21 protein-coding genes, 4 tRNA genes and 1 pseudogene are annotated in these 17,721 nt (G+C 32.0%); 8 read left to right on the top strand and 18 right to left on the bottom strand.

What is annotated here, in order from left to right:
• The 11 genes and pseudogenes from KJI70_03560 to KJI70_03510 form a co-directional block, all read right to left on the bottom strand.
• The coding region (locus tag KJI70_03560) for a methylmalonyl-CoA carboxyltransferase (protein ID MCP6718578.1) at positions 1-827 on the bottom strand (827 nt) is incomplete at its 3' end.
• A 3-nt stretch (positions 828-830) separates the two neighbouring features.
• A complete protein-coding gene (locus tag KJI70_03555) occupies positions 831-1,349 on the bottom strand; it encodes a biotin--[acetyl-CoA-carboxylase] ligase (GenBank protein ID MCP6718577.1) in 519 nt (172 codons plus the stop codon).
• A 14-nt stretch (positions 1,350-1,363) separates the two neighbouring features.
• Entirely contained in the window at positions 1,364-1,744 is a 381-nt protein-coding gene (locus KJI70_03550; protein ID MCP6718576.1) for a biotin/lipoyl-binding protein, read from the bottom strand.
• 8 nt (positions 1,745-1,752) lie between these two features.
• Positions 1,753-3,285, bottom strand: coding sequence for an ATP-grasp domain-containing protein (locus tag KJI70_03545; GenBank protein ID MCP6718575.1), 1,533 nt, complete (start codon positions 3,283-3,285; stop codon positions 1,753-1,755).
• Positions 3,275-3,904 (bottom strand): 1-acyl-sn-glycerol-3-phosphate acyltransferase, encoded by a 630-nt coding sequence (locus tag KJI70_03540; protein MCP6718574.1) that lies wholly within the window; start codon positions 3,902-3,904, stop codon positions 3,275-3,277. The genes KJI70_03545 and KJI70_03540 overlap by 11 nt, the downstream gene beginning before the upstream one ends.
• Complete coding sequence (locus KJI70_03535) at positions 3,901-4,581, bottom strand: 1-acyl-sn-glycerol-3-phosphate acyltransferase (GenBank protein MCP6718573.1); 681 nt, start codon at positions 4,579-4,581, stop codon at positions 3,901-3,903. The genes KJI70_03540 and KJI70_03535 overlap by 4 nt, the downstream gene beginning before the upstream one ends.
• Positions 4,582-4,586: 5 nt before the next feature.
• On the bottom strand, positions 4,587-5,516 hold the full coding sequence (locus KJI70_03530) for a nitronate monooxygenase (protein ID MCP6718572.1): 930 nt from the start codon (positions 5,514-5,516) through the stop codon (positions 4,587-4,589).
• A 9-nt stretch (positions 5,517-5,525) separates the two neighbouring features.
• Positions 5,526-6,521: a nitronate monooxygenase family protein gene (locus KJI70_03525; protein ID MCP6718571.1), complete on the bottom strand. Its 996-nt coding sequence runs from the start codon at positions 6,519-6,521 to the stop codon at positions 5,526-5,528.
• Positions 6,522-6,671: 150 nt separating this feature from the next.
• Positions 6,672-7,007: pseudogene (locus KJI70_03520) on the bottom strand (beta-hydroxyacyl-ACP dehydratase).
• 2 nt (positions 7,008-7,009) lie between these two features.
• The gene (fabG, locus tag KJI70_03515; protein MCP6718570.1) at positions 7,010-7,750 is read right to left on the bottom strand and encodes a 3-oxoacyl-[acyl-carrier-protein] reductase; all 741 of its coding nucleotides are present in this window, start codon (positions 7,748-7,750) and stop codon (positions 7,010-7,012) included.
• Positions 7,751-7,756: 6 nt separating this feature from the next.
• Positions 7,757-8,812 (bottom strand): DUF362 domain-containing protein, encoded by a 1,056-nt coding sequence (locus tag KJI70_03510; protein MCP6718569.1) that lies wholly within the window; start codon positions 8,810-8,812, stop codon positions 7,757-7,759.
• Positions 8,813-8,854: 42 nt separating this feature from the next.
• Between KJI70_03510 and KJI70_03505 the strand changes: the two genes are divergently transcribed.
• Complete coding sequence (locus KJI70_03505; GenBank protein MCP6718568.1) at positions 8,855-9,361, top strand: DUF359 domain-containing protein; 507 nt, start codon at positions 8,855-8,857, stop codon at positions 9,359-9,361.
• Here KJI70_03505 and KJI70_03500 read toward each other — a convergent pair.
• The 3 genes from KJI70_03500 to KJI70_03490 are packed head-to-tail and all read right to left on the bottom strand — an operon-like array spanning position 9,354 to position 11,743.
• Positions 9,354-10,478 (bottom strand): thiolase family protein, encoded by a 1,125-nt coding sequence (locus KJI70_03500; GenBank protein MCP6718567.1) that lies wholly within the window; start codon positions 10,476-10,478, stop codon positions 9,354-9,356. The two genes, KJI70_03505 and KJI70_03500, sit on opposite strands and share 8 nt — an antisense overlap.
• Positions 10,479-10,486: 8 nt before the next feature.
• Positions 10,487-11,140 (bottom strand): hypothetical protein, encoded by a 654-nt coding sequence (locus KJI70_03495; protein ID MCP6718566.1) that lies wholly within the window; start codon positions 11,138-11,140, stop codon positions 10,487-10,489.
• Between the two features lie 45 nt (positions 11,141-11,185).
• Positions 11,186-11,743, bottom strand: coding sequence for a CDP-archaeol synthase (locus tag KJI70_03490; GenBank protein MCP6718565.1), 558 nt, complete (start codon positions 11,741-11,743; stop codon positions 11,186-11,188).
• Between the two features lie 59 nt (positions 11,744-11,802).
• Here KJI70_03490 and KJI70_03485 point away from each other — a divergent pair, with 59 nt between their 5' ends.
• Together KJI70_03485 and KJI70_03480 are read left to right on the top strand one after the other, a co-directional pair.
• Positions 11,803-12,462, top strand: a complete 660-nt coding sequence (locus KJI70_03485; protein ID MCP6718564.1) for a PHP domain-containing protein — start codon at positions 11,803-11,805, stop codon at positions 12,460-12,462.
• Positions 12,463-12,465: 3 nt separating this feature from the next.
• Entirely contained in the window at positions 12,466-13,065 is a 600-nt protein-coding gene (locus KJI70_03480; GenBank protein MCP6718563.1) for a CDP-alcohol phosphatidyltransferase family protein, read from the top strand.
• Positions 13,066-13,070: 5 nt separating this feature from the next.
• Here the strand turns inward: KJI70_03480 and KJI70_03475 are convergent.
• The 4 genes from KJI70_03475 to KJI70_03460 all read right to left on the bottom strand — a co-directional run bounded on the left by KJI70_03475 (position 13,071) and on the right by KJI70_03460 (position 15,630).
• Positions 13,071-13,141 (bottom strand) — tRNA-Ala (locus tag KJI70_03475).
• A gap of 31 nt (positions 13,142-13,172) precedes the next feature.
• Positions 13,173-14,051: a cation diffusion facilitator family transporter gene (locus KJI70_03470; protein ID MCP6718562.1), complete on the bottom strand. Its 879-nt coding sequence runs from the start codon at positions 14,049-14,051 to the stop codon at positions 13,173-13,175.
• Between the two features lie 43 nt (positions 14,052-14,094).
• Positions 14,095-14,165, bottom strand: a tRNA-Pro gene (locus KJI70_03465).
• A gap of 1 nt (position 14,166) precedes the next feature.
• Positions 14,167-15,630 (bottom strand): HD domain-containing protein, encoded by a 1,464-nt coding sequence (locus KJI70_03460; protein ID MCP6718561.1) that lies wholly within the window; start codon positions 15,628-15,630, stop codon positions 14,167-14,169.
• Positions 15,631-15,745: 115 nt separating this feature from the next.
• Here KJI70_03460 and KJI70_03455 point away from each other — a divergent pair, with 115 nt between their 5' ends.
• The 5 genes from KJI70_03455 to KJI70_03435 all read left to right on the top strand — a co-directional run bounded on the left by KJI70_03455 (position 15,746) and on the right by KJI70_03435 (position 17,709).
• A complete protein-coding gene (locus tag KJI70_03455) occupies positions 15,746-16,207 on the top strand; it encodes a hypothetical protein (GenBank protein ID MCP6718560.1) in 462 nt (153 codons plus the stop codon).
• A gap of 140 nt (positions 16,208-16,347) precedes the next feature.
• Entirely contained in the window at positions 16,348-17,031 is a 684-nt protein-coding gene (locus tag KJI70_03450) for a hypothetical protein (GenBank protein MCP6718559.1), read from the top strand.
• Positions 17,031-17,102, top strand: a tRNA-Arg gene (locus KJI70_03445). The genes KJI70_03450 and KJI70_03445 overlap by 1 nt, the downstream gene beginning before the upstream one ends.
• Positions 17,103-17,185: 83 nt before the next feature.
• Positions 17,186-17,623, top strand: coding sequence for a pilin (locus KJI70_03440; protein MCP6718558.1), 438 nt, complete (start codon positions 17,186-17,188; stop codon positions 17,621-17,623).
• 13 nt (positions 17,624-17,636) lie between these two features.
• Positions 17,637-17,709: transfer RNA gene (locus tag KJI70_03435), tRNA-Lys, on the top strand.
• Positions 17,710-17,721: the final 12 nt, after the last annotated feature.

Raw genomic sequence — 17,721 nt, 5'->3', positions numbered from 1 at the left:
GGCACTATATCTAAAAGCTTGATATTTTCTTCTTTTTCAAAAAAGTCAGCCAAAAGACTTCTTTCTTGGGGCGGGTTTTCCAAGTTATTCGAAGGCAAATAGGTTAAAAGTTTTTTAACTGCTGAAAAGCAATCTTTTTCATTTTCGTATACAAAATGAGCGCAACCACTTTTAGAACTATGGATACCAGCTCCTCCTAAATCTTCAAAAGAAATTTCTTCTCCTGTCACTTTTTTAATAACTTGAGGCCCTGTTATATACATTTGAGAAATTCCTTGAGTCATAAAAACAAAATCAGAAAGTCCTGGTGCGTATGAGGCGCCTCCAGCAGAAGGGCCAACGATGACAGAAATTTGGGGAATTACTCCTGAAGCTTGAACCATTGATCTAAAAATAGATGCATAACCATCTAAGCTTGATATTCCTTCTTGAATCCTTGCTCCGCCAGAATCAATTATTCCAATAACAGGACTGCCGGTTTTTTTTGCTAAATCAATTATTTTAACTATTTTTTTAGCATGCATTTCTCCTAAAGAGCCTCCAATTTTAGAAAAATCCTGGCTAAAAACATATACTTGACGCTTGTTTATTGTTCCAAACCCTGTTATTACTGAATCGCCTGGAAACTTTTTTTTGTTCATATCTAATTTGTCAAAACGACTCTCAACAAAAGGATCCAGCTCCAGAAAACTGTCTGTATCTAAAAGCAAACTAATTCTTTCTCTGGCAGTTAGTTTTCCTTTTTGGTGTTGTTTTTCAATTAATTCTTTATTTTCCAATTCTTCTAATCTCTTATTCAATTTTTTAACTTGTTTTTTTAAAAACATAAATTACTGGCTAATAATTTTTAATTGCTCTTTTAATTCACTAATGATCTGTTTTAAAATTTTCTCATTATCCACGCTTTCCTTTAATTCTATTTTAAGGGATGTAGCGGTATTTTCCAAATCTTTAGAGAATTGGTCAATATTTGTGTTAAGTCCAATTCCCATTACTGAGAACCTTACATTATTTGATAATACGTTTTCAGTTAAAACTCCAGCAATTTTTTTTCCATTAACATAAACATCATTGGGCAATTTAATAAAACATTCTAAATTAAAGTTTTTCTTTATTGTTTTCGCTATAACAAAAGCAGCTAAAATAGTTAAAGTTTGTAAATCTTCAATGCTGGTTTTCGGTAAAATAACAGAAAAATAAAGACCGCCACTAGGAGAGAACCAATAATCTTTTTTTCTGCCGTAACCAGCAGTTTGTTCTTTTGCCCATAAAACCAACCAAGGCTCGCCCTTTTCTTTTTTTGCGAGAGCGTTTGTTGAAGAAACTTTTTCTAATTTTTTGATTTTCATTTAAAGTTAAATTTTCACTCTAATGCTACTAAAACATCACCTTTATTTACTTTTTGATTTTTTTCAACTAAAACATTTTTTACTTTGCCTTCAAAGTCAGAAATTATTTCATTTTCCATTTTCATTGCAGATAAAAGAATAATTTTTTTCTCTTTTTTAACAAATTCTCCTTTTTTAATAAAAATCTCTGTGATCTCTCCAGTAATTGGAGCTATAATCTCCTTTTTCTTAAAATTCCTTTTTGGCAAAGAAGCTTTAGCTATTCTTATTCTCTTTTTTTCTTCTTCCCTGAATTTGAATTCTTTGTTTTCTACCTTTATCTTTATGGTTTTACTATTCTCTTTTGAAATTTGGACATTATACTTTTTGCCATTTATATTAAACTTAAATTTCATGGTTTTGACTATTCAAACATTTTTAATCTTTCGCTCATCAGCCAGTTTGAAACCAAAGGCTCTTTTGATGTTTCTTCAGATTTTTTAATGCTTTGATATATCTGGAATATTAGTTGAGCAATTTCTTTTTCTTCTATTGGCTTTGTTTTAATTATTTCTTTGCAAGGTAGTTGGGGAAGTAATCTCTTCAAAATATTAGTTTTCTCAATAAAATTAGTGGTAAAATCCCCTTTTAAAAAGACTTTATCTTTTATAAGCAATTTGAAAAAAGGAATAGTGGTCGGCACTCCTTCAATAATAATTTCTTCCAATGCATTTTTTAATCTTCTAATTGCACCATCTCTTGTTTTATTATGAACAATAAGTTTTGCTAAAAGAGAATCAAAGTGCGGATAAATTTCTTGTTCTGAATGGATAAAACTATGGAAAAAGACACCGCGGCCTCCAGGAGGAATATATTTCGAAATAGTGCCAGGATTAGGCCTAAAGTTTCTTTTTGGGTCTTCGGCATTAATCCTTGCCTCAATAGCCCAGCCATTAAATACAATATCATCTTGAGAAAATTCAAGTTTCTGACCTTGGGCAATTTTAATCTGTTGTTCTACAATATCGATGCCAGTTATAGCTTCTGTTACAGGGTGTTCAACTTGGATTCTTGGATTAACTTCTAAAAAGTAAAAGTTTTTATTCTCATCCATTAAAAATTCAACAGTTCCTGCGCCCTGAAACTTTAGTTGTTTGGCAAGCCCAACTGCCAGATTAGCCATTTTTTCCCTTGTTTCTTCGTCTAAAGATGGAGAGGGAGCTTCTTCTAAAAGCTTTTGAAATCTTCTTTGGATCGTGCATTCCCTTTCTCCTAAATGCACAACGTTTTCTCCGTCTGATAAAATTTGAAATTCAATATGTTTTGCTTGAGTTAAATGTTTTTCAAGAAAAAAATCAGTGTCAGAAAAAGCTTGTGACATTTGTCTTTGAATGCCTGTTGAGATTGAAAAGATATCACCAAAATCAATTTTTCCTTCAATAACTCTAATGCCAATTCCTCCACCTCCTTTTCTTGCTTTTAAAACAAAAGGAGGTTTTATTTTTAAAACCCATTTTACCAAGTCTGCTTTAGTCTTTATTGAGCCTCTGCTTGCTGGCAAAGTTGGAATTCCAGCTTTTTTAGCGATTTTTTTTGCTTCAATTTTATCCTCTAATTTTTTTAGAGTTTTAAAATGAGGTCCAATAAACTTGATTTTCTTTTTTTTACAAAGTTTAGCAAATCTCCAGTTTTCAGCTAAAAATCCATAGCCAGGATGGATCGCATCAACTTTTGCCTTTTTTGCAATTTCAATAATTTTTTTCTGGTCAAGATAGCCTGCTGAACCTTCTTTTTCCAGGAAATAATATTCATCAGCCAACCTTGTTTCAATAAAATTAGACTCCTGTCCCTCTAATGGACACAAGGCTACAGTTTTAATTCCCATTTCCTGACAAGTTCGAATTATCCTTAAAGCAATTTCACCGCGGTTTGCAATAAGTATTTTTTTAATTGTCATAATTATATGGTTTTTGAGATAAGCGAGAAATTTCTCTCATTATTTGATCAGTTATTTTTCTTAAAACCTGATTATAATTTTCTGGTTTATTCTCTATTTCTTGTTTTGAATAATACAATGGTTTTCCTATTTTAATGATTCTTTTATAGCTTGTTTTGCTTGATTGCATTCCAACAGGCACCACTGGAGCTCCTGTTGCAAGAGCCAAGTCTGCTATTCCTGTTTTCCCTTTTAAAAGGATTTTTCTATCATTGCTGTCTCCTTCAGGATAAAGAACAATGATCTTTTTTTGTTTCAAATTCTCTATTATTTTGCCTAAAATGTATTTTCTGTCAACCTTCTTTCTATTTATCGTGATTGCGTTTGAAAAGTAATAAAGCAGGCCTGATAAGAGCATGGTTTTAAAACTATCCAATGCTCCGACAAAACGCATGTCTTTTAATTTCTCTTTTAAAATACTTGCTATGAACCAATGGTCTTTTCCATTGATATGGTTTGGGGCAAGAATAAAACCGTTGTTTTTGGGAATATTTTCTCGGCCTTCCACTTTTTCTATAAAAAAGCTTTCTAAAAAAGGAGAAGAAATGAATTTACAAAAATATACTAAAGCTGTTTTCATGAGTTTTTATCTAACTCTGCTTTTAAAAAAACAATCTTTTCCATCATTATATCAGTAATTTTTGAAAGTAATAACCTATATTGTTCTGAGCCTTCATTGAGTTTTTTTGCTTGCTCATACTCTTTTTCAAAATACAATGGCTTTCCAATATTGAACTCAATAATTCTTCTTATTGTACTTATTTTAGGCTTGCTTTTTGGCGGAAGAAGTTCAAATGTTCCTTTAACTGCCATTGGCAATATTGGTGTTCCTGTTTTAAGGAATATCCTAGCTACACCATGTTTACCCTTTTTTATTTTCCCATCATAACTCCTTCCACCCTCAGGATAAATTATTAAAGAATCTCCTTTTTTTAAGAACTCTATTGCCTGTTCCATTGCTTTTCTCTTTGATTCTATTTTTTTTCTATTTATACCGATTACCCCGGCAATAAAATATGTGATATATAAGAGTATTTTGAATAATCCAGTGTACTGGTCTGTTTGGCCGATAAAGTGAAATCTTCTTGGAACGCAAACATAGCCCTGAACCATCCAGTCTAAATGACTTTGATGATTTGAAACTAAGATAAAGTTTTTTTTAGGGATATTTTCCCATCCTTTAATCTCTTTAATGAAAAGAAACTTAACAATGGGTTCAAAAAAAATCTTGCAAATCCAAGAAACTAATCTGTTCATTTAATTTATGCTTCTTCTTTGAGGATTTTTTGTGCAGTTCCAATAGCATGTTCAATAATCTCTTTACACGTTTTAATTTCTGAAATATCTCCAGCACAAAGGCCGCAAAGAAGCGGAGCTTGATTAATATCGGCATTTAATAATTTTGAAGATGAATATGCACCAGCTCTAACTTCTTCAGGAAAAGGGTTTTTCTCTTCTAGTTTTTTTACTCTTTCAGCTAATTCATTTTTTATTAATCTTACTGGATGACCGGTAAATTCTGCCACTGTAATTATATCCTCATCAGTAGCATTTAAGATCGCTGTTTTATAATCTTCGTTAATATCGCATTCTTTCGCTGCTAAAAACCTAGTGCCCATTTGAACCCCATCAGCACCTAAAACAAACATTGCTGCTGTTGTTTTTCCATCATAAATACCACCAGCTGCAACTAGGGGAGTATTTTTAAGCGCTTTTTTCACTTGAGGCACCAAGGTTAATGTTGTTTTTTTTCCGATATGACCTCCTGATTCCATTCCCTCAGCCACAATAACATCAGCGCCATTTTCCTCCATTTTTTTAGCCAATCTTGTAACAGCAACAACAGTAATGATTTTAATACCAGCTTTTTTTAAATGAGGAAACAAAGGAAGGGGATTGCCTCCTCCAGTTGAAACAATAGGAACCTTTTTTTTAATTACTACTTTAATTAAATCAGGAATGTTAGAATTTTGAAGCATTAAATTCACTGCAAATGGTTTATCAGTTAATTTTTTAGTTTTATTTATTTCATCTTCTAACCACTTAGCAGATAAAAATCCAGCACCAATTATTCCCAGTCCTCCGGCATTAGAAACTGCCGAAACAAGCTGTGAATCTGAAATTCCAGCCATTGCTCCCTGGATAATAGGATATTTAATATTCAAAAGTTTTGTTAATTTTTTACCAAGCATGATTTAAAATTAAATAATTAAAGGTTGTTTTTTTAAAATAGCGTTTGCTTCTGTTGTTAATTCTTGAATTAACTTTTTTACAGTTGTCATTTTATTAATTCTCCAAACATTTGAACCAGCAAATACCAAACCTTCTTCTGTATTACCCAGTCTGGCATTTTCCAAGGCTTCTAAAATACAATAGCTTTTATCGCAGATATTTCCCATACATGCTTTACATTTTGAGAGGTCTACTTTTGGCGCCTTGCCTTCTAGAACTTTTTTAACAAAAGAATTTTTAATTGCTCTGCCAGGTAATCCAACAGGAGATTTAATTATTACAACATCTTCTTTTTTAGCTTTTAAGTGGACATCTTTAAAGTTTTGATGAACATCGCATTCTTTTGTTGTAACAAATCTTGTTGCTATCTGAACTCCTTTGGCACCTGCTCTTAACATTTCCACAATATCTTTTCCATCAAATACACCGCCAGCAGCAATTATTGGTACTTTTACTTCTTTTACTGTTTCCTTAACGATATCAATTGTCTTTTTAAATTCATGGCCTTTTGGAAATCCAAGATGTCCTCCTGCATCTTTTCCTTCAATAACTATTGCTGATGCTCCCATTTTTTCACCTTTTTTAGCAACTTTAACAGATGAAGCCATTGAAACTATTGGAACATTATATTCTCTTCCCATTTCAAAAATATCTTCTCTGAATCCTGCTCCTTGAATTACTAAATCAATTCCTTCTTCCATAGATGTTTTTACTAATTCAATGAAGCGGTGTATTACTCCCATAATGTTTATTCCAATTATTCCTTTGGGTCCAGCAATTTTTCTAGCTTTTCTAATTTCTGATTTAACTTCATTCATATCCGTCATTCCCGAAACAGCAATAATGCCTATTGCTCCTTGTTTCGCTACATTTCCAGCCAAATTATGCAAAGACACTCTAACTGCCATACCTCCTTGGATAATAGGGATTTTAGCAGAAATATTGCCAATTTTTAAAGGTGGCAATGTAGTATAGGATTGGGGTTTATTTTTTCTTTCTTCAAATTTTTTTTGAAACTCGTTTTTATCTACAATGGCAATACTAAATCTTACTTCGCATTTCTTTCTACCCTTTACAAAAGCCTCTCCTTTCATATTGGCAATTTGATTGCCATAAAATCCGATAAGTTTAACTTCGTATTTAATTCTGTCTTCAGGGAAAATTGGTTCATAAAAAAAAGCGCTTCTAACCTGATAGGCTAGTAAGTGCTTATTTTTATGAGCAGAGCCTAATTTTTGTCTTAAAAGAATTGTTCCTGTTTGAGCAATGCCTTCAATAACCAAAACTCCAGGCATCACTGGATAGCCAACAAAATGACCTTTAAAATGAGGATCATCTTTTGACGTGTTTTTATAACCAACAATATTGTGTGTTGAAATACTTTCTATCTCATCAACCCATAAAAAAGGCTCGTCATAAGGTATTATTTTTTTAATTTGGTTTTTATTCATCATTAAATTGATAATCCTCCATCAATGTTTATGACAGCTCCGGTTATAAAGCCAGCCTTGTCAGAGGATAAAAATGCAACCAAATCTGCCACTTCCTCGGGCTTTCCAAATCTTCCCAAAGACGTTAGCTTTTTAATCATTAATTTTAATTGAAATGGTATGTTATTTGTTAATTTTGTTTCAATAAATCCAGGCGCAACAGCATTGACTAGAACCCCGTACTTTCCAACCTCTTTACTTAAAGACTTTGTAAAGCCAATTATGCCTGCCTTAGCTGCGGAATAATTTGTTTGGCCAAAGTTTCCGCGCTGTCCTACTACCGAAGAAATATTAATTATTCTACCTTTTGCTTCAATAATTAAAGGAAGACAAGAATTTGTGACATTAAAAACTCCTGTTAAGTTAACATTAATCACTCTTTCCCATTCATCTTTGTTCATTTTCAGCAGTGTTCTGTCTTTTGTTATGCCCGCATTATTTACTAAAATATCAAGCTTGCCAAATTCTTTTTTAATGTCTTGAGCCATTTTCTGGGCTTGTTCTAGATCTGAAACATCAGCTAAAAAATATTGAACTTTTATTCCCTTAGCTTCAAGCTCTTGTTTTGTTTTTTTTAGAACTTCTTCTTGCTGGGGAATATCATTTAATGCAATATCAACACCTAATGAAGCAAGCTTCATGGCAATAGTTTTTCCTATTCCTTGAGAAGAACCTGTTATTAAAGCTGTTTTCCCTTTCATAATAAAAGTTTAATAGGTTGTTTGTATTTGATATTTTAATTCATCTGTTTGCCTTCCCGCCACCAGAATATTTTCAATTTTAATATCTTTTAAATATTCTGGCAAATCTTTAATCATCGCGGTTTCAGCAAATATCCTATCTAGATTCAAGGAGTCAAAACTTGCAAAAATTAAGCCCAAATAAGTTATGATTTTGTCAGCTCTTTTTACAGCAATTCCTTCGGCCAGATTAAAGCAGCTTACAATTTCATTTATTTTTTTAAGTATTTCTTGATGGCTTCCTTCTTTTAAAAAGAGATAAGAATCTTTACTTAAAAGTGTTAAAAGATTATTTGTTGCTCCCATAATTTTTAATTCTGGATCTAATTTTAAAATAGGAGCATTAATTATAAGATCATTTTCAAAAGCTTGGTTTGATATTTCAAAGGAAAGTCTGCCAGCCTCTTTTTTAATGAATTTTTCTTTGCTTAAATCCAAGGGAGTTATTTTATATTTTAAAGCTACATTTAATAATTGTGATTTTTGAATTAAAGTTTCAACTGGTAGGTTATCAAAGCCCTGAGCAGCTATTTTAATGTTTTTAAAATCAGCGCCAGCTTGTTTCAAAAATTCAAGTAAGTTTTCTAAAAAATCAGGACTTGTGTTTTCCCTGAAGTAAGGGTGTTTAGCAGCAGTTAAAGTTGGCAAAATTAGTATTTTTGAATTTTTATTAATTTCTAATCCACCAAGCAGTTGAATGGTTTTTTCTATTGCTTCAAAAATATCATATTTCGTTTTCCAAATAGAAACAGCTTGTTTGTTTTTCAAGGGGACTAAAGCAAATTCATCATTAATATTATATTCTTTAGCAGATTTTTGAACCCAACGATTTCCTTTTTCATCTTCTAAAATCAAAACAAAGTAAGGCACTTTGGGATGCAGTATTGTGGGAATGCTGACTTTGCTTGTGCCAATAACTTTAACTTTTCCGTTTTTAATTCTTTCAATGCTTAAAAAACAATCAGGACATTTGCTGATATTGTATTGCCATTTATTTTTACATTTCGAGCATTGATAAAAAGCCATAGTATGTTAGATAATGATGAATAATGTATAATTATAAATTATATGAATTTAGAAAAAATTACAAAAACTTATTATTTGCCAAAAAAATTGAGACCAGTTTTAAAGAGGGTTTGGGGCATTCCTGTTTTGGGAGAGAATCATACGGTTTTTAAAAAGTGTCAAAAGATTATCAAACAAAAAGGATTTAAAAAAATAATTACAGTGGGCGATTATTGTTCATTATCTTTACCTTCTGATGTTAAGATTTTTGACAACAAGATACAAAGAAAGGTTGTTGAAAATAATTTGCCCTATTCTTTAAAACTTGTTAATCCTGCTGGAACAATTAATAAACAGGCTTGGAAAATAATTGATCAGGCAATCAGGCAGGAAAAAAATATCTTTGTTAAAGGTGAAGAAGATTTATTAGTTATTCCTGCGGTTTTACTTTCTTCAAAAGGAATTGCTATTATTTATGGTCTTCCAAAAAAAGGAGTCTGCCTTATTGAATCTTCAAGTAAAATTAAAAAAGAATTAAAAGAGCTTTTAAAAAAGTTTGACACTAAGTAGTCTTTTTCAAAATATGAACTGTTACGCTTCCTCCTGTTCCGCCTATGTTATGGCATAAGCCGATTTTAGGAGCAGGTTTTACTTGCCTTTTGCCACATTTACCCCTTAACTGATTAACAATTTCATATATTTGGGCCAGCCCTGTAACTGATATGGGATGGCCTTTTGCTTTTAATCCTCCTGATGGATTAATTGGCATTTCACCGTCTAAATTCACTTTGCCTGATTTTATTAATTCTTTTCCTTTTCCAATTTCTGCAAAACCCAAATCTTCGTAAGAAAATAATTCTACAGAAGTAAATGCATCATGAATTTCAGCTACATTAATATCAGATGGTTTCAATTTTGCCTCTTCAAATGCCTGTTTAGCTGCAAGTCGTGTTGCTTTAAAGTGAGTTATCTCATCTCTTCCAAAGGTTAGCAAGTAATCAGTGGCAAAACCAGAACCAATTATTTCAATGTCAGTTTTTTCAGAAGAAATAATTACAGCACCTCCTCCATTAATTGATAACGAACAGTCAAAAAGTCTCAGCGGCGAAGCAACTACTGGCGAGTTTTTTATTTTCTCTAAACTAACAGGCCGGTTATAAAAATATGCTTTTGGATTGAGAACTGCGTTCTCGTGATTTTTAAAAGCAATTAAATTCAGATCATCCATATTAGCATCATATTTGTTCATATATTGCTGCCAAACCAAGGCATTTTGAACAGGAAAAAGCATGCCCTCTGATTGTTCGATTATTCTTTCAGCTGCTGACATTATATTATCAGTTGTTATTTCACTGATATTGTAAACTATTTTATCGCCACTTAAAGCCAAGACATTTTTTAACCCCAATCTGCTTGCTGTCCAAACAGAAACTCCTCCTCCAGAACAAACTGAAGGTGTTTCAATAATCGGCACATTAGTTTTAAATAAATCAGAAAGCAAAGATACTTTATGGGTTTGGTGTTCTCCTCCAGCAGCACTGGACATTCCGGTAAAAACAATCCCATCAATTTGAGAGATTTTCATTTTAGAATCTTCAAGCGCTTCCATAGTTGCCTCATAAGCCTGTTTCCACCAGGGTTTTTGACAATAGTCAAATTTTGTCATTCCCACTCCTTTTATATACATGTATTTTTTTACTTAAATTTATCTTCCAGTTCTTTAAGAATCCTAGCAGCTAAATCTTTCCCTCCTAACCCAAAAGCAATACCAATAGCAATAGAAGTAGCAGCCATCATGCCAATAAAAATAACCAGGATTAAAGAAGGAGTGATTTGAAGTTGATATAGGATAGCCAATAATGCAAAAAACCAAATTGCCCAATGTATTAATTTGCCTAAAAACTTGGAATAAGTTATTCTTTCTTTTTCCAATGTTCCTATAACAATTTTCTGGGAAAAATCAGCAATAAATGCTGCGACAACAAACATTAGAAAAGCGATAAATATATTAGGAAAATAAGCAATTACTTTTTCTAAAAACTGACTGAATCGAGTTAATCCTATTATTTCTGAAGAAGCCATTAAAAAGACAAAAATGAAAAACCATTTTACTATCTCTCCAAAAAAATTAGCTGCATTAAAATGAATGCCTATTTTTGACAGAATGTCTTCTAATTCCAATCTTTTTAAAACTTGATTCAGCCTTATCTTCTTTAAAAAAGCAATAGCCAGACTTTTTAAAGAGCTAGCAATCACAAAACCCAAAATTAAAAGCAAAGTTCCTCCTAAAATAGCAGGAAAAATCTCAACAATATTCTGCCAAACTAGCGTTAATACTTCTTGAGCCATATTATTTAAAATAATTATTATCTACGATAAAGACTAACCTCTATTCTACCATTTTGCCTTGTGGAGTCCTAACAAATAGCCAAGCCTATTAACTATGATATGAAGAAAAAAGGTAGAAATTAAAATTACTATCCAGACCAAGTTATCAATTTTAAAAGCGTCAGTCAAGGAAAAAATAACATATACTCCTATGACATAATTTATTTGATCAAAAGGAATGAATTTTGTTCCTGGCTTCAAATTTAATCTTCTTTTAATAAATGCAAAGAACAAATCACCTAAAACAGTGCCAAAAGACATTAAAAAACCAAAAAACAAGACATTTATGTTTTGATAATTAATTAAAGAAATTTGTTTCGTAAAAGGGTACTGATAGAGCCAGGCTTGAACGCAGGACATTAAAATGCCAATACTTATTCCTGCCACTGCCCCTCGCCATGTTTTGTGAGCCCCTAATATGCGTTTATTGTTAAAGGTTTTATCAAAATCAATTGGTTTATCTAAAAAATCAAAAATTCCAAATCTTTTTGCCAAAGGCGGAGCCATATTTGTAAAATATGCAGGTAAAAAAAAGTAAAGAGATGATAAAATAAGTTTATACATAGTATAATTACATTATAACAAACAATTGAAAGACTGCTTGATTGTGTTAAGATAGTCAAATGAAATGTGATTTACATGTTCACAGCCACTACTCTTATGACAGCAATGCTTCAATTAAAGCTATAATTGATACTGCAATTAAAAAAGGAATAGATTGTATAGCTATTACTGATCATAATGAAATTAAAGGAGCTTTTGAAGCAATAGAATATGCTAAAGCCAAGCCAATTTTAATAATCCCTGCAATTGAAATCAAAAGCAAAGATGGAGACATAATAGCTTTAAACGTTAAAGAGAATATTGAAAAAAACTTATCAGCAGAGCAAACCATTGAAAAGATTAAAGAGCAAAATGGTTTTGCAATAATTGCTCATCCATTTGGTGATTGGCATAGTTTTAAAAAAGATATAAAGGATTTTGTTGGTAAAATTGATGCAGTTGAAGTGTTAAATGCGTCTGTTTTCTTTGGCAACAAGAAGGCCGAAGAAACAGTTCGGAAATATAATTTAGCTTTTAGTGCTGGTTCTGATGCCCACGAACCAAAATTTATTGGCAGGGCTTATTTAGAAATTCCAGGCCAGGATTTATCAATTGAGCAAATTTTGGAAGCAATAAAAAACAAAAACTGTAAAGCTAAAGGAAAAGAATTTAGTTTTTTTGAGAAGATAACAGAACGCACTAAAAGGGGATTAATAAGAACATCAAAACTATTTAAATGATTTATGCTAGGTGAAATAAGGAACAAGTTTAAATTTCTTGAAGATTTTCTTGGCAATGTATTTTCCAAAATTGGTTTAACTCCAAATCAATTTACTTTAACATCTTTATTGTTTGCCCTTTTGTCTTTTTATTTTTTAATCAAGTTTAATTTTCTTTTTGCCTTTATTTTTTTCATAAGTGCTGGAATTTTAGATTTAATTGATGGCGCTGTAGCAAGAAAAAGAGGAGAAGTATCAAAAAAAGGCGCATATTTAGATACTATTATTGATAGATATGTGGAAATTATTATTTTACTAGGATTTTTATTATTACCTCTTCAAAAAATTGCTTTTCCTTCATACGTCTGGATTTTTTTAAGCTTGGCAGGAAGTATTATGACGACATATTCAAAAGCAGCTGCCAAAGAAAAAGAATTAATTTATGAAGAAATGAAGGCGGGTTTTTTTGGCAGAACAGAAAGAATGGTTTTAATAAGCTTCGCAATCTTTTTAGGCATTTTTAATTTAGCCTTAGTAATTTATCCAATAGTGATTTTAGCAATTTTTTCAAATCTTTCTGCTGTTCAGAGAGTGTATTTGACTTTTAAGTCAGCTCAAAATTAAATTTGTGGACCTAATGAGAATCGAACTCATATTTCTACAATGCGAATGTAGCGCTTTACCATTGAGCCATAGGCCCCTATAGTGCGGAGTATTTATCGACTCGCTTATTATAAGGTCTGTTCGCATTCAATTCCCGAACAGGATTCCTGAGTTTCAATTTCAAGAGTTGAATGATTAATATGGTGTTTTTTTAATAATTCTTTAATTTTCTTCCTGATTTGACAAGAATCTTTCAGAAGTTGATCTTTAACAACAATATGTCCTGTGAAAATATTAGTTTCACCTTCCAGGGACCAAATATGTACATCATGAATTCCTTCAACTTCTTTTATAGCAGTAAGCTCTTTTTTAATTGCTTCAATATCAATATTTTGAGGTACTCCTTGTAAAAATATATTAAATGTTTCTTTAAGGTTTTTTGTCACACCCCAAAGAGTGAAAGCAGTAAATCCCAATGTCATAATTGGATCAATAAGATAATTGCCCCATAATTGAATAGCAATACTGCCGACTAAAATAACAACCCAGCCAAATACATCTTCTAACAGATGCCATGAGAGAACTTTTTCATTCATGCTCATTCCGCCTTTTAACTTTAAAAATCCAGCGCCATTAAACAGAATGCCGATTATTGCAAGCCCAATCATTCCAGGCGCATTAACGGGCTGAGGATTAAAGAGCCTGGGTATTGTCTTAGAAATAATAAAAAGAGATCCACTGACTAATACTGTTGCTGTAAATAAAGCAGAAAACAGGGAAAATCTTTGATACCCAAAGGTCCGTTTCTTGTCTGGAGGGCGTCTGGATTTACGTTCTGCAAACCATGAAGCACCAAGGGCTACGCTGTCACCCAAGTCATGCAGAGCATCAGATAAAATAGCTAAACTATTTGTCCATAAGCCCCCTATAATTTCAATAATGGTAAACAGAACATTTAGAAATATAGCGGTTTTAATGTTTTGTTCACGATGAGTATGAGAATGCATAATATTTAATTTAACAAAAAGGAAATTCTAATAGAATTATATTTCAGGATGCTGGGAATTGAACCCAGACCACAGGCTCCCGATACCCGAGTACTGCCGTTATACTACATCCTGTTTATGTCACCCAGTATTTCTTTTTCGTCATTTTATCTCTTTTCGTTTCAATGATTTGTCTTTCTTCTCTTGATTTTTCAGCCAGCTTTTTTAATTCTTTTTCATTTAATCTTTTTAATTTTTCAACTTGTTCTTTTAAGAATTCTTTTTTGTTTTTTTTAGGATTTTCTAGAACATAACCAAGCAAAATATCCAAGATTTGCCCTATCTTTGGACCTGGTTTGATTTTTAAAAGCTTTATTACATCATTTCCAGTAATTTTTAACATTTTAACCGAGATAGGATCTTGAGCAACTTTTTCAACTATATACTTTAAATGGCGCAACTTATAGGGTTCGGCTTTTGGAACACCAGAACCAATTCTGTCCGCCATTCTTACTTGTAATAATTCTTCCATATTTTCTGGCCCTACTTGTCTTACCAGTCTTCTTACTGAGCTTTCACCAACTTCTTCAGGAGTGTAGTAAAAAAGATGGTATCTTACAAGCTTAGCAATTTTTTCTATGTCTTTTTTCGAAAACTTTAAACGATTCAAAATTTGAAGCGTCATTTTGGCTCCAACTATTTCATGATTATAAAAAGTAGCATCTTTTCCTTTCCCCTCTTTTACTCTTGGTTTGCCAATGTCATGAAGCAAAGAAGCCAATCTAACATGCCTGTTAAAGTTTTGTTTGGCTGCATAATCTAATGAACGAATATAATGCTCATAACAATCAAAGGTGTGGTGCTTGTTTTGAGCTACCTTATAACCCTCTTCTATCTCTGGAATAATGTATTTCAAAAGCTTTAACTCTCTTAAAAGTTCAATGCCATCGGTAGCTTGTTCTGACATTATGATTTTCATTAGTTCATCTTTGATCCTTTCTTTTGAGATTGCCTGAAGCCATGAAGAATTATTTTCAATTGCTTTGGCAGTATTTTTTTCAATTTTCCAGCCTTGACCTAATGTAGTAGAAAATCTGACTGCTCTCATCATTCTTAAAGCGTCTTCTGAAAATCTTTGCTCCGGTTCTCCAACAGCTTTAATGATTTTGTTTTTTAAATCTTTTTTTCCATTAAACGGGTCTATGATTTCATTTTTTGAACTTTTAATTCTTAGAGCAATTGCATTAACAGTAAAATCTCTTCGTGCTAAATCTTGTTCAATAGTTTTGGCAAATTTGATTTCATCTGGATGGCGTTTATCAGTGTATTTTGCTTCCAAGCGATAGGTAGTAATTTCAATTTCTTTTAATTCTGGTTCTTTGCTCTTAGCTTTAACAGTTACAGTAAAAAACTTGTTTTTATAAAAACTGTCAGGGAAAATATCCTGTATTTGTTCGGGCTTGGCATTAGTTGCAATGTCCCAGTCTTTTGGTTTAACATCTCTTAAAAAATCTCTGACACAACCCCCAACAATATGCGCTTCAAACCCATTTTTTTCAAGTTTTTCAATAACAAATTTTACTTGTTTCGGAATATCCATATTTAAAGATTTTAACTCAAAAACATGCTTTTTTCAATTTGTTCTACTAATCCATAATATATTGAATTGATGCAAAAACATTGACATTATCTTAAAAGTATATTATAATCTATTTATGTTGCGTACATTTACAACAAAAGTGTTTAATTTTTTTCGGACAACAAAAACAAAACCATCGTTACCATCACTACCATCACTGCCATCATCACCATCATCATCAGCACTATTATTGTCCCTGCCATTACTTCGAATAAGAGTTAATGGACATGAGGCTATTGAGGCTGGGGCAAGGGAAAATCCTAGAGAGTATCACAACCGCAGAAATTTCATTAAATCATCTATACCTGAATTAATAAATTTCATGGACATGTTAAAAGAAAGCGATGACGAAGAACGCGTTATTCATGAGTCAATTATTGCAAAAATACACGCGGTATTTTATGAATGGTGTCTTTTATATCATCTTCCGAAAGAAAATGGATTATTCTGGAAAACATTCTTAAATATTTTGAGAATGGAGGGCATTACTGAAAAAGACCACTTTAGATATCAAAAAGGTTCTCTTGTAATCAATTAAAAATAAAAACATTAAAGCTAATTATAAATAATTAGCTTCTTTTCTTAAAAATCTGATTTCATCAACTTATTTAAGGAAGTTGTTTTATCCGAACCTTCTTGTTATAATAAAAAAATAAATCTATAAGTGTTCGTATTCTTATGAAAATGAGGTTAAAAGACAAAAAAAGAGCAATTAAACTAAGAATTCAAGGCAAGAGTTATAGAGAAATAATGAACATAATTCCCAATCTTTCAAAAAGCACCTTGTCTGGATGGTTGAGAAATGTTAAACTGACGCAAAACCAAAAAGAGAAACTTAAAAGAAATATCGAAGCAATCACTTATAGTTCACGGATGAAATCCGCCTGGACCAGAAGGAAGAAGCGTATTTTGCAAATAAAAAGCATCACTGAAAAAGCTAGGAAAGAATCATCATTATTTTTTAAAGACCCTCTTTTTTTAATAGGAGTTGCTCTTTATTGGGCAGAAGGAAGTAAGGCTCATGAATATGTTCAGTTTTCCAATTCTGATCCTCGATTAATTAAAATAATGATGAGCTGGTTTAGAAAGATTTGTAAAGTTCCTGAAGAAAAACTCAAGATTCATATTTATATACACGAAACTTATAGAAATGAAAATTGTGAAGAATTCTGGTCAAAAATCACAAATATTCCTGTTAGAAGGTTTTGGAAAACCACTTATAAGCCATCTTTTCATAAAATCAAAAAAAATCCAGATTATAAAGGAGTGTGTAGAATTGATATAGGTGACGTTAATCTATTTAGAAGAATAATGGGTTGGGAACAGGGTATTTCAGAAATTTTTAAAAAAGAATGCATTTAACCTCCGTAGCTTAATGGATAAAGTGCTGGTCTTCGGAACCAGAAATGAGGGTTCAAATCCTTCCGGGGGTACAAAAAGCGTAGAGATGAGTTTTCCAAAAACGCATAGGTGAAATTTATTGATAATTTTCAATTAGGGCATTATAATAGAATTAATGAACAAAAAAATCTTAATAATCTTGTTATTTTTATTCTTATTTTTAATAATCCCTATCCAAAGTCAGGCAGGATTAGTTCCTTGTGGTAGTTGCGAAGAATTTGATCCTGATGACAAAACGATATGTTTAAACGAACAAGATGATTGCACTTTTTGTGATATTTTTGTTCTTGTCAATAATATTCTTATACTTGTCTTAACCCGTTTGGTTCCTATTATAGCAACTGTAATGTTAGTTTGGGGTGGGTTCATGTTTTTTTCATCTGTTGAATCACCAGGCAAGGTAGAAGATGCTAAGAATATTATTAAAGCAGTAATTATAGGAATGGTTATTATTTTTGTCGCCTGGGTATTCTTGAATAGTTTCTTATCTACTATTGGCGTTGCGAAATGGGCTGGATTAGAAGAAGGTTGGTGGGAGATTCAATGCGACTAAATTTTCTCAAAAAGCCCCTATAGCTCAATCGGCAGAGCAGTTGCCTCTTAAGCAATTGGTTTCAGGTTCGAATCCTGATAGGGGCACTTGTTTGTATT

The organism is Patescibacteria group bacterium (assembly GCA_024238995.1).
Taxonomy (GTDB): Bacteria; Patescibacteriota; Minisyncoccia; order Minisyncoccales; family JANBVM01; genus JANBVL01.
Note: the sequence above shows the minus strand (reverse complement) of the source record. Positions and strands in the feature narration are given on the sequence as shown.

What these genes read in the sequence shown, in the direction of transcription:
- KJI70_03555 (MCP6718577.1), bottom strand. Translation starts at nt 1,349, where the DNA reads ATGAAAATCAAAAAATTAGAAAAAGTTTCTTCAACAAACGCTCTCGCA.
- KJI70_03550 (MCP6718576.1), bottom strand. Translation starts at nt 1,744, where the DNA reads ATGAAATTTAAGTTTAATATAAATGGCAAAAAGTATAATGTCCAAATT.
- KJI70_03545 (MCP6718575.1), bottom strand. Translation starts at nt 3,285, where the DNA reads ATGACAATTAAAAAAATACTTATTGCAAACCGCGGTGAAATTGCTTTA.
- KJI70_03540 (MCP6718574.1), bottom strand. Translation starts at nt 3,904, where the DNA reads ATGAAAACAGCTTTAGTATATTTTTGTAAATTCATTTCTTCTCCTTTT.
- KJI70_03535 (MCP6718573.1), bottom strand. Translation starts at nt 4,581, where the DNA reads ATGAACAGATTAGTTTCTTGGATTTGCAAGATTTTTTTTGAACCCATT.
- KJI70_03530 (MCP6718572.1), bottom strand. Translation starts at nt 5,516, where the DNA reads ATGCTTGGTAAAAAATTAACAAAACTTTTGAATATTAAATATCCTATT.
- KJI70_03510 (MCP6718569.1), bottom strand. Translation starts at nt 8,812, where the DNA reads ATGGCTTTTTATCAATGCTCGAAATGTAAAAATAAATGGCAATACAAT.
- KJI70_03505 (MCP6718568.1), top strand. Translation starts at nt 8,855, where the DNA reads ATGAATTTAGAAAAAATTACAAAAACTTATTATTTGCCAAAAAAATTG.
- KJI70_03500 (MCP6718567.1), bottom strand. Translation starts at nt 10,478, where the DNA reads ATGTATATAAAAGGAGTGGGAATGACAAAATTTGACTATTGTCAAAAA.
- KJI70_03495 (MCP6718566.1), bottom strand. Translation starts at nt 11,140, where the DNA reads ATGGCTCAAGAAGTATTAACGCTAGTTTGGCAGAATATTGTTGAGATT.
- KJI70_03490 (MCP6718565.1), bottom strand. Translation starts at nt 11,743, where the DNA reads ATGTATAAACTTATTTTATCATCTCTTTACTTTTTTTTACCTGCATAT.
- KJI70_03485 (MCP6718564.1), top strand. Translation starts at nt 11,803, where the DNA reads ATGAAATGTGATTTACATGTTCACAGCCACTACTCTTATGACAGCAAT.
- KJI70_03480 (MCP6718563.1), top strand. Translation starts at nt 12,466, where the DNA reads ATGCTAGGTGAAATAAGGAACAAGTTTAAATTTCTTGAAGATTTTCTT.
- KJI70_03470 (MCP6718562.1), bottom strand. Translation starts at nt 14,051, where the DNA reads ATGCATTCTCATACTCATCGTGAACAAAACATTAAAACCGCTATATTT.
- KJI70_03460 (MCP6718561.1), bottom strand. Translation starts at nt 15,630, where the DNA reads ATGGATATTCCGAAACAAGTAAAATTTGTTATTGAAAAACTTGAAAAA.
- KJI70_03455 (MCP6718560.1), top strand. Translation starts at nt 15,746, where the DNA reads ATGTTGCGTACATTTACAACAAAAGTGTTTAATTTTTTTCGGACAACA.
- KJI70_03450 (MCP6718559.1), top strand. Translation starts at nt 16,348, where the DNA reads ATGAAAATGAGGTTAAAAGACAAAAAAAGAGCAATTAAACTAAGAATT.
- KJI70_03440 (MCP6718558.1), top strand. Translation starts at nt 17,186, where the DNA reads ATGAACAAAAAAATCTTAATAATCTTGTTATTTTTATTCTTATTTTTA.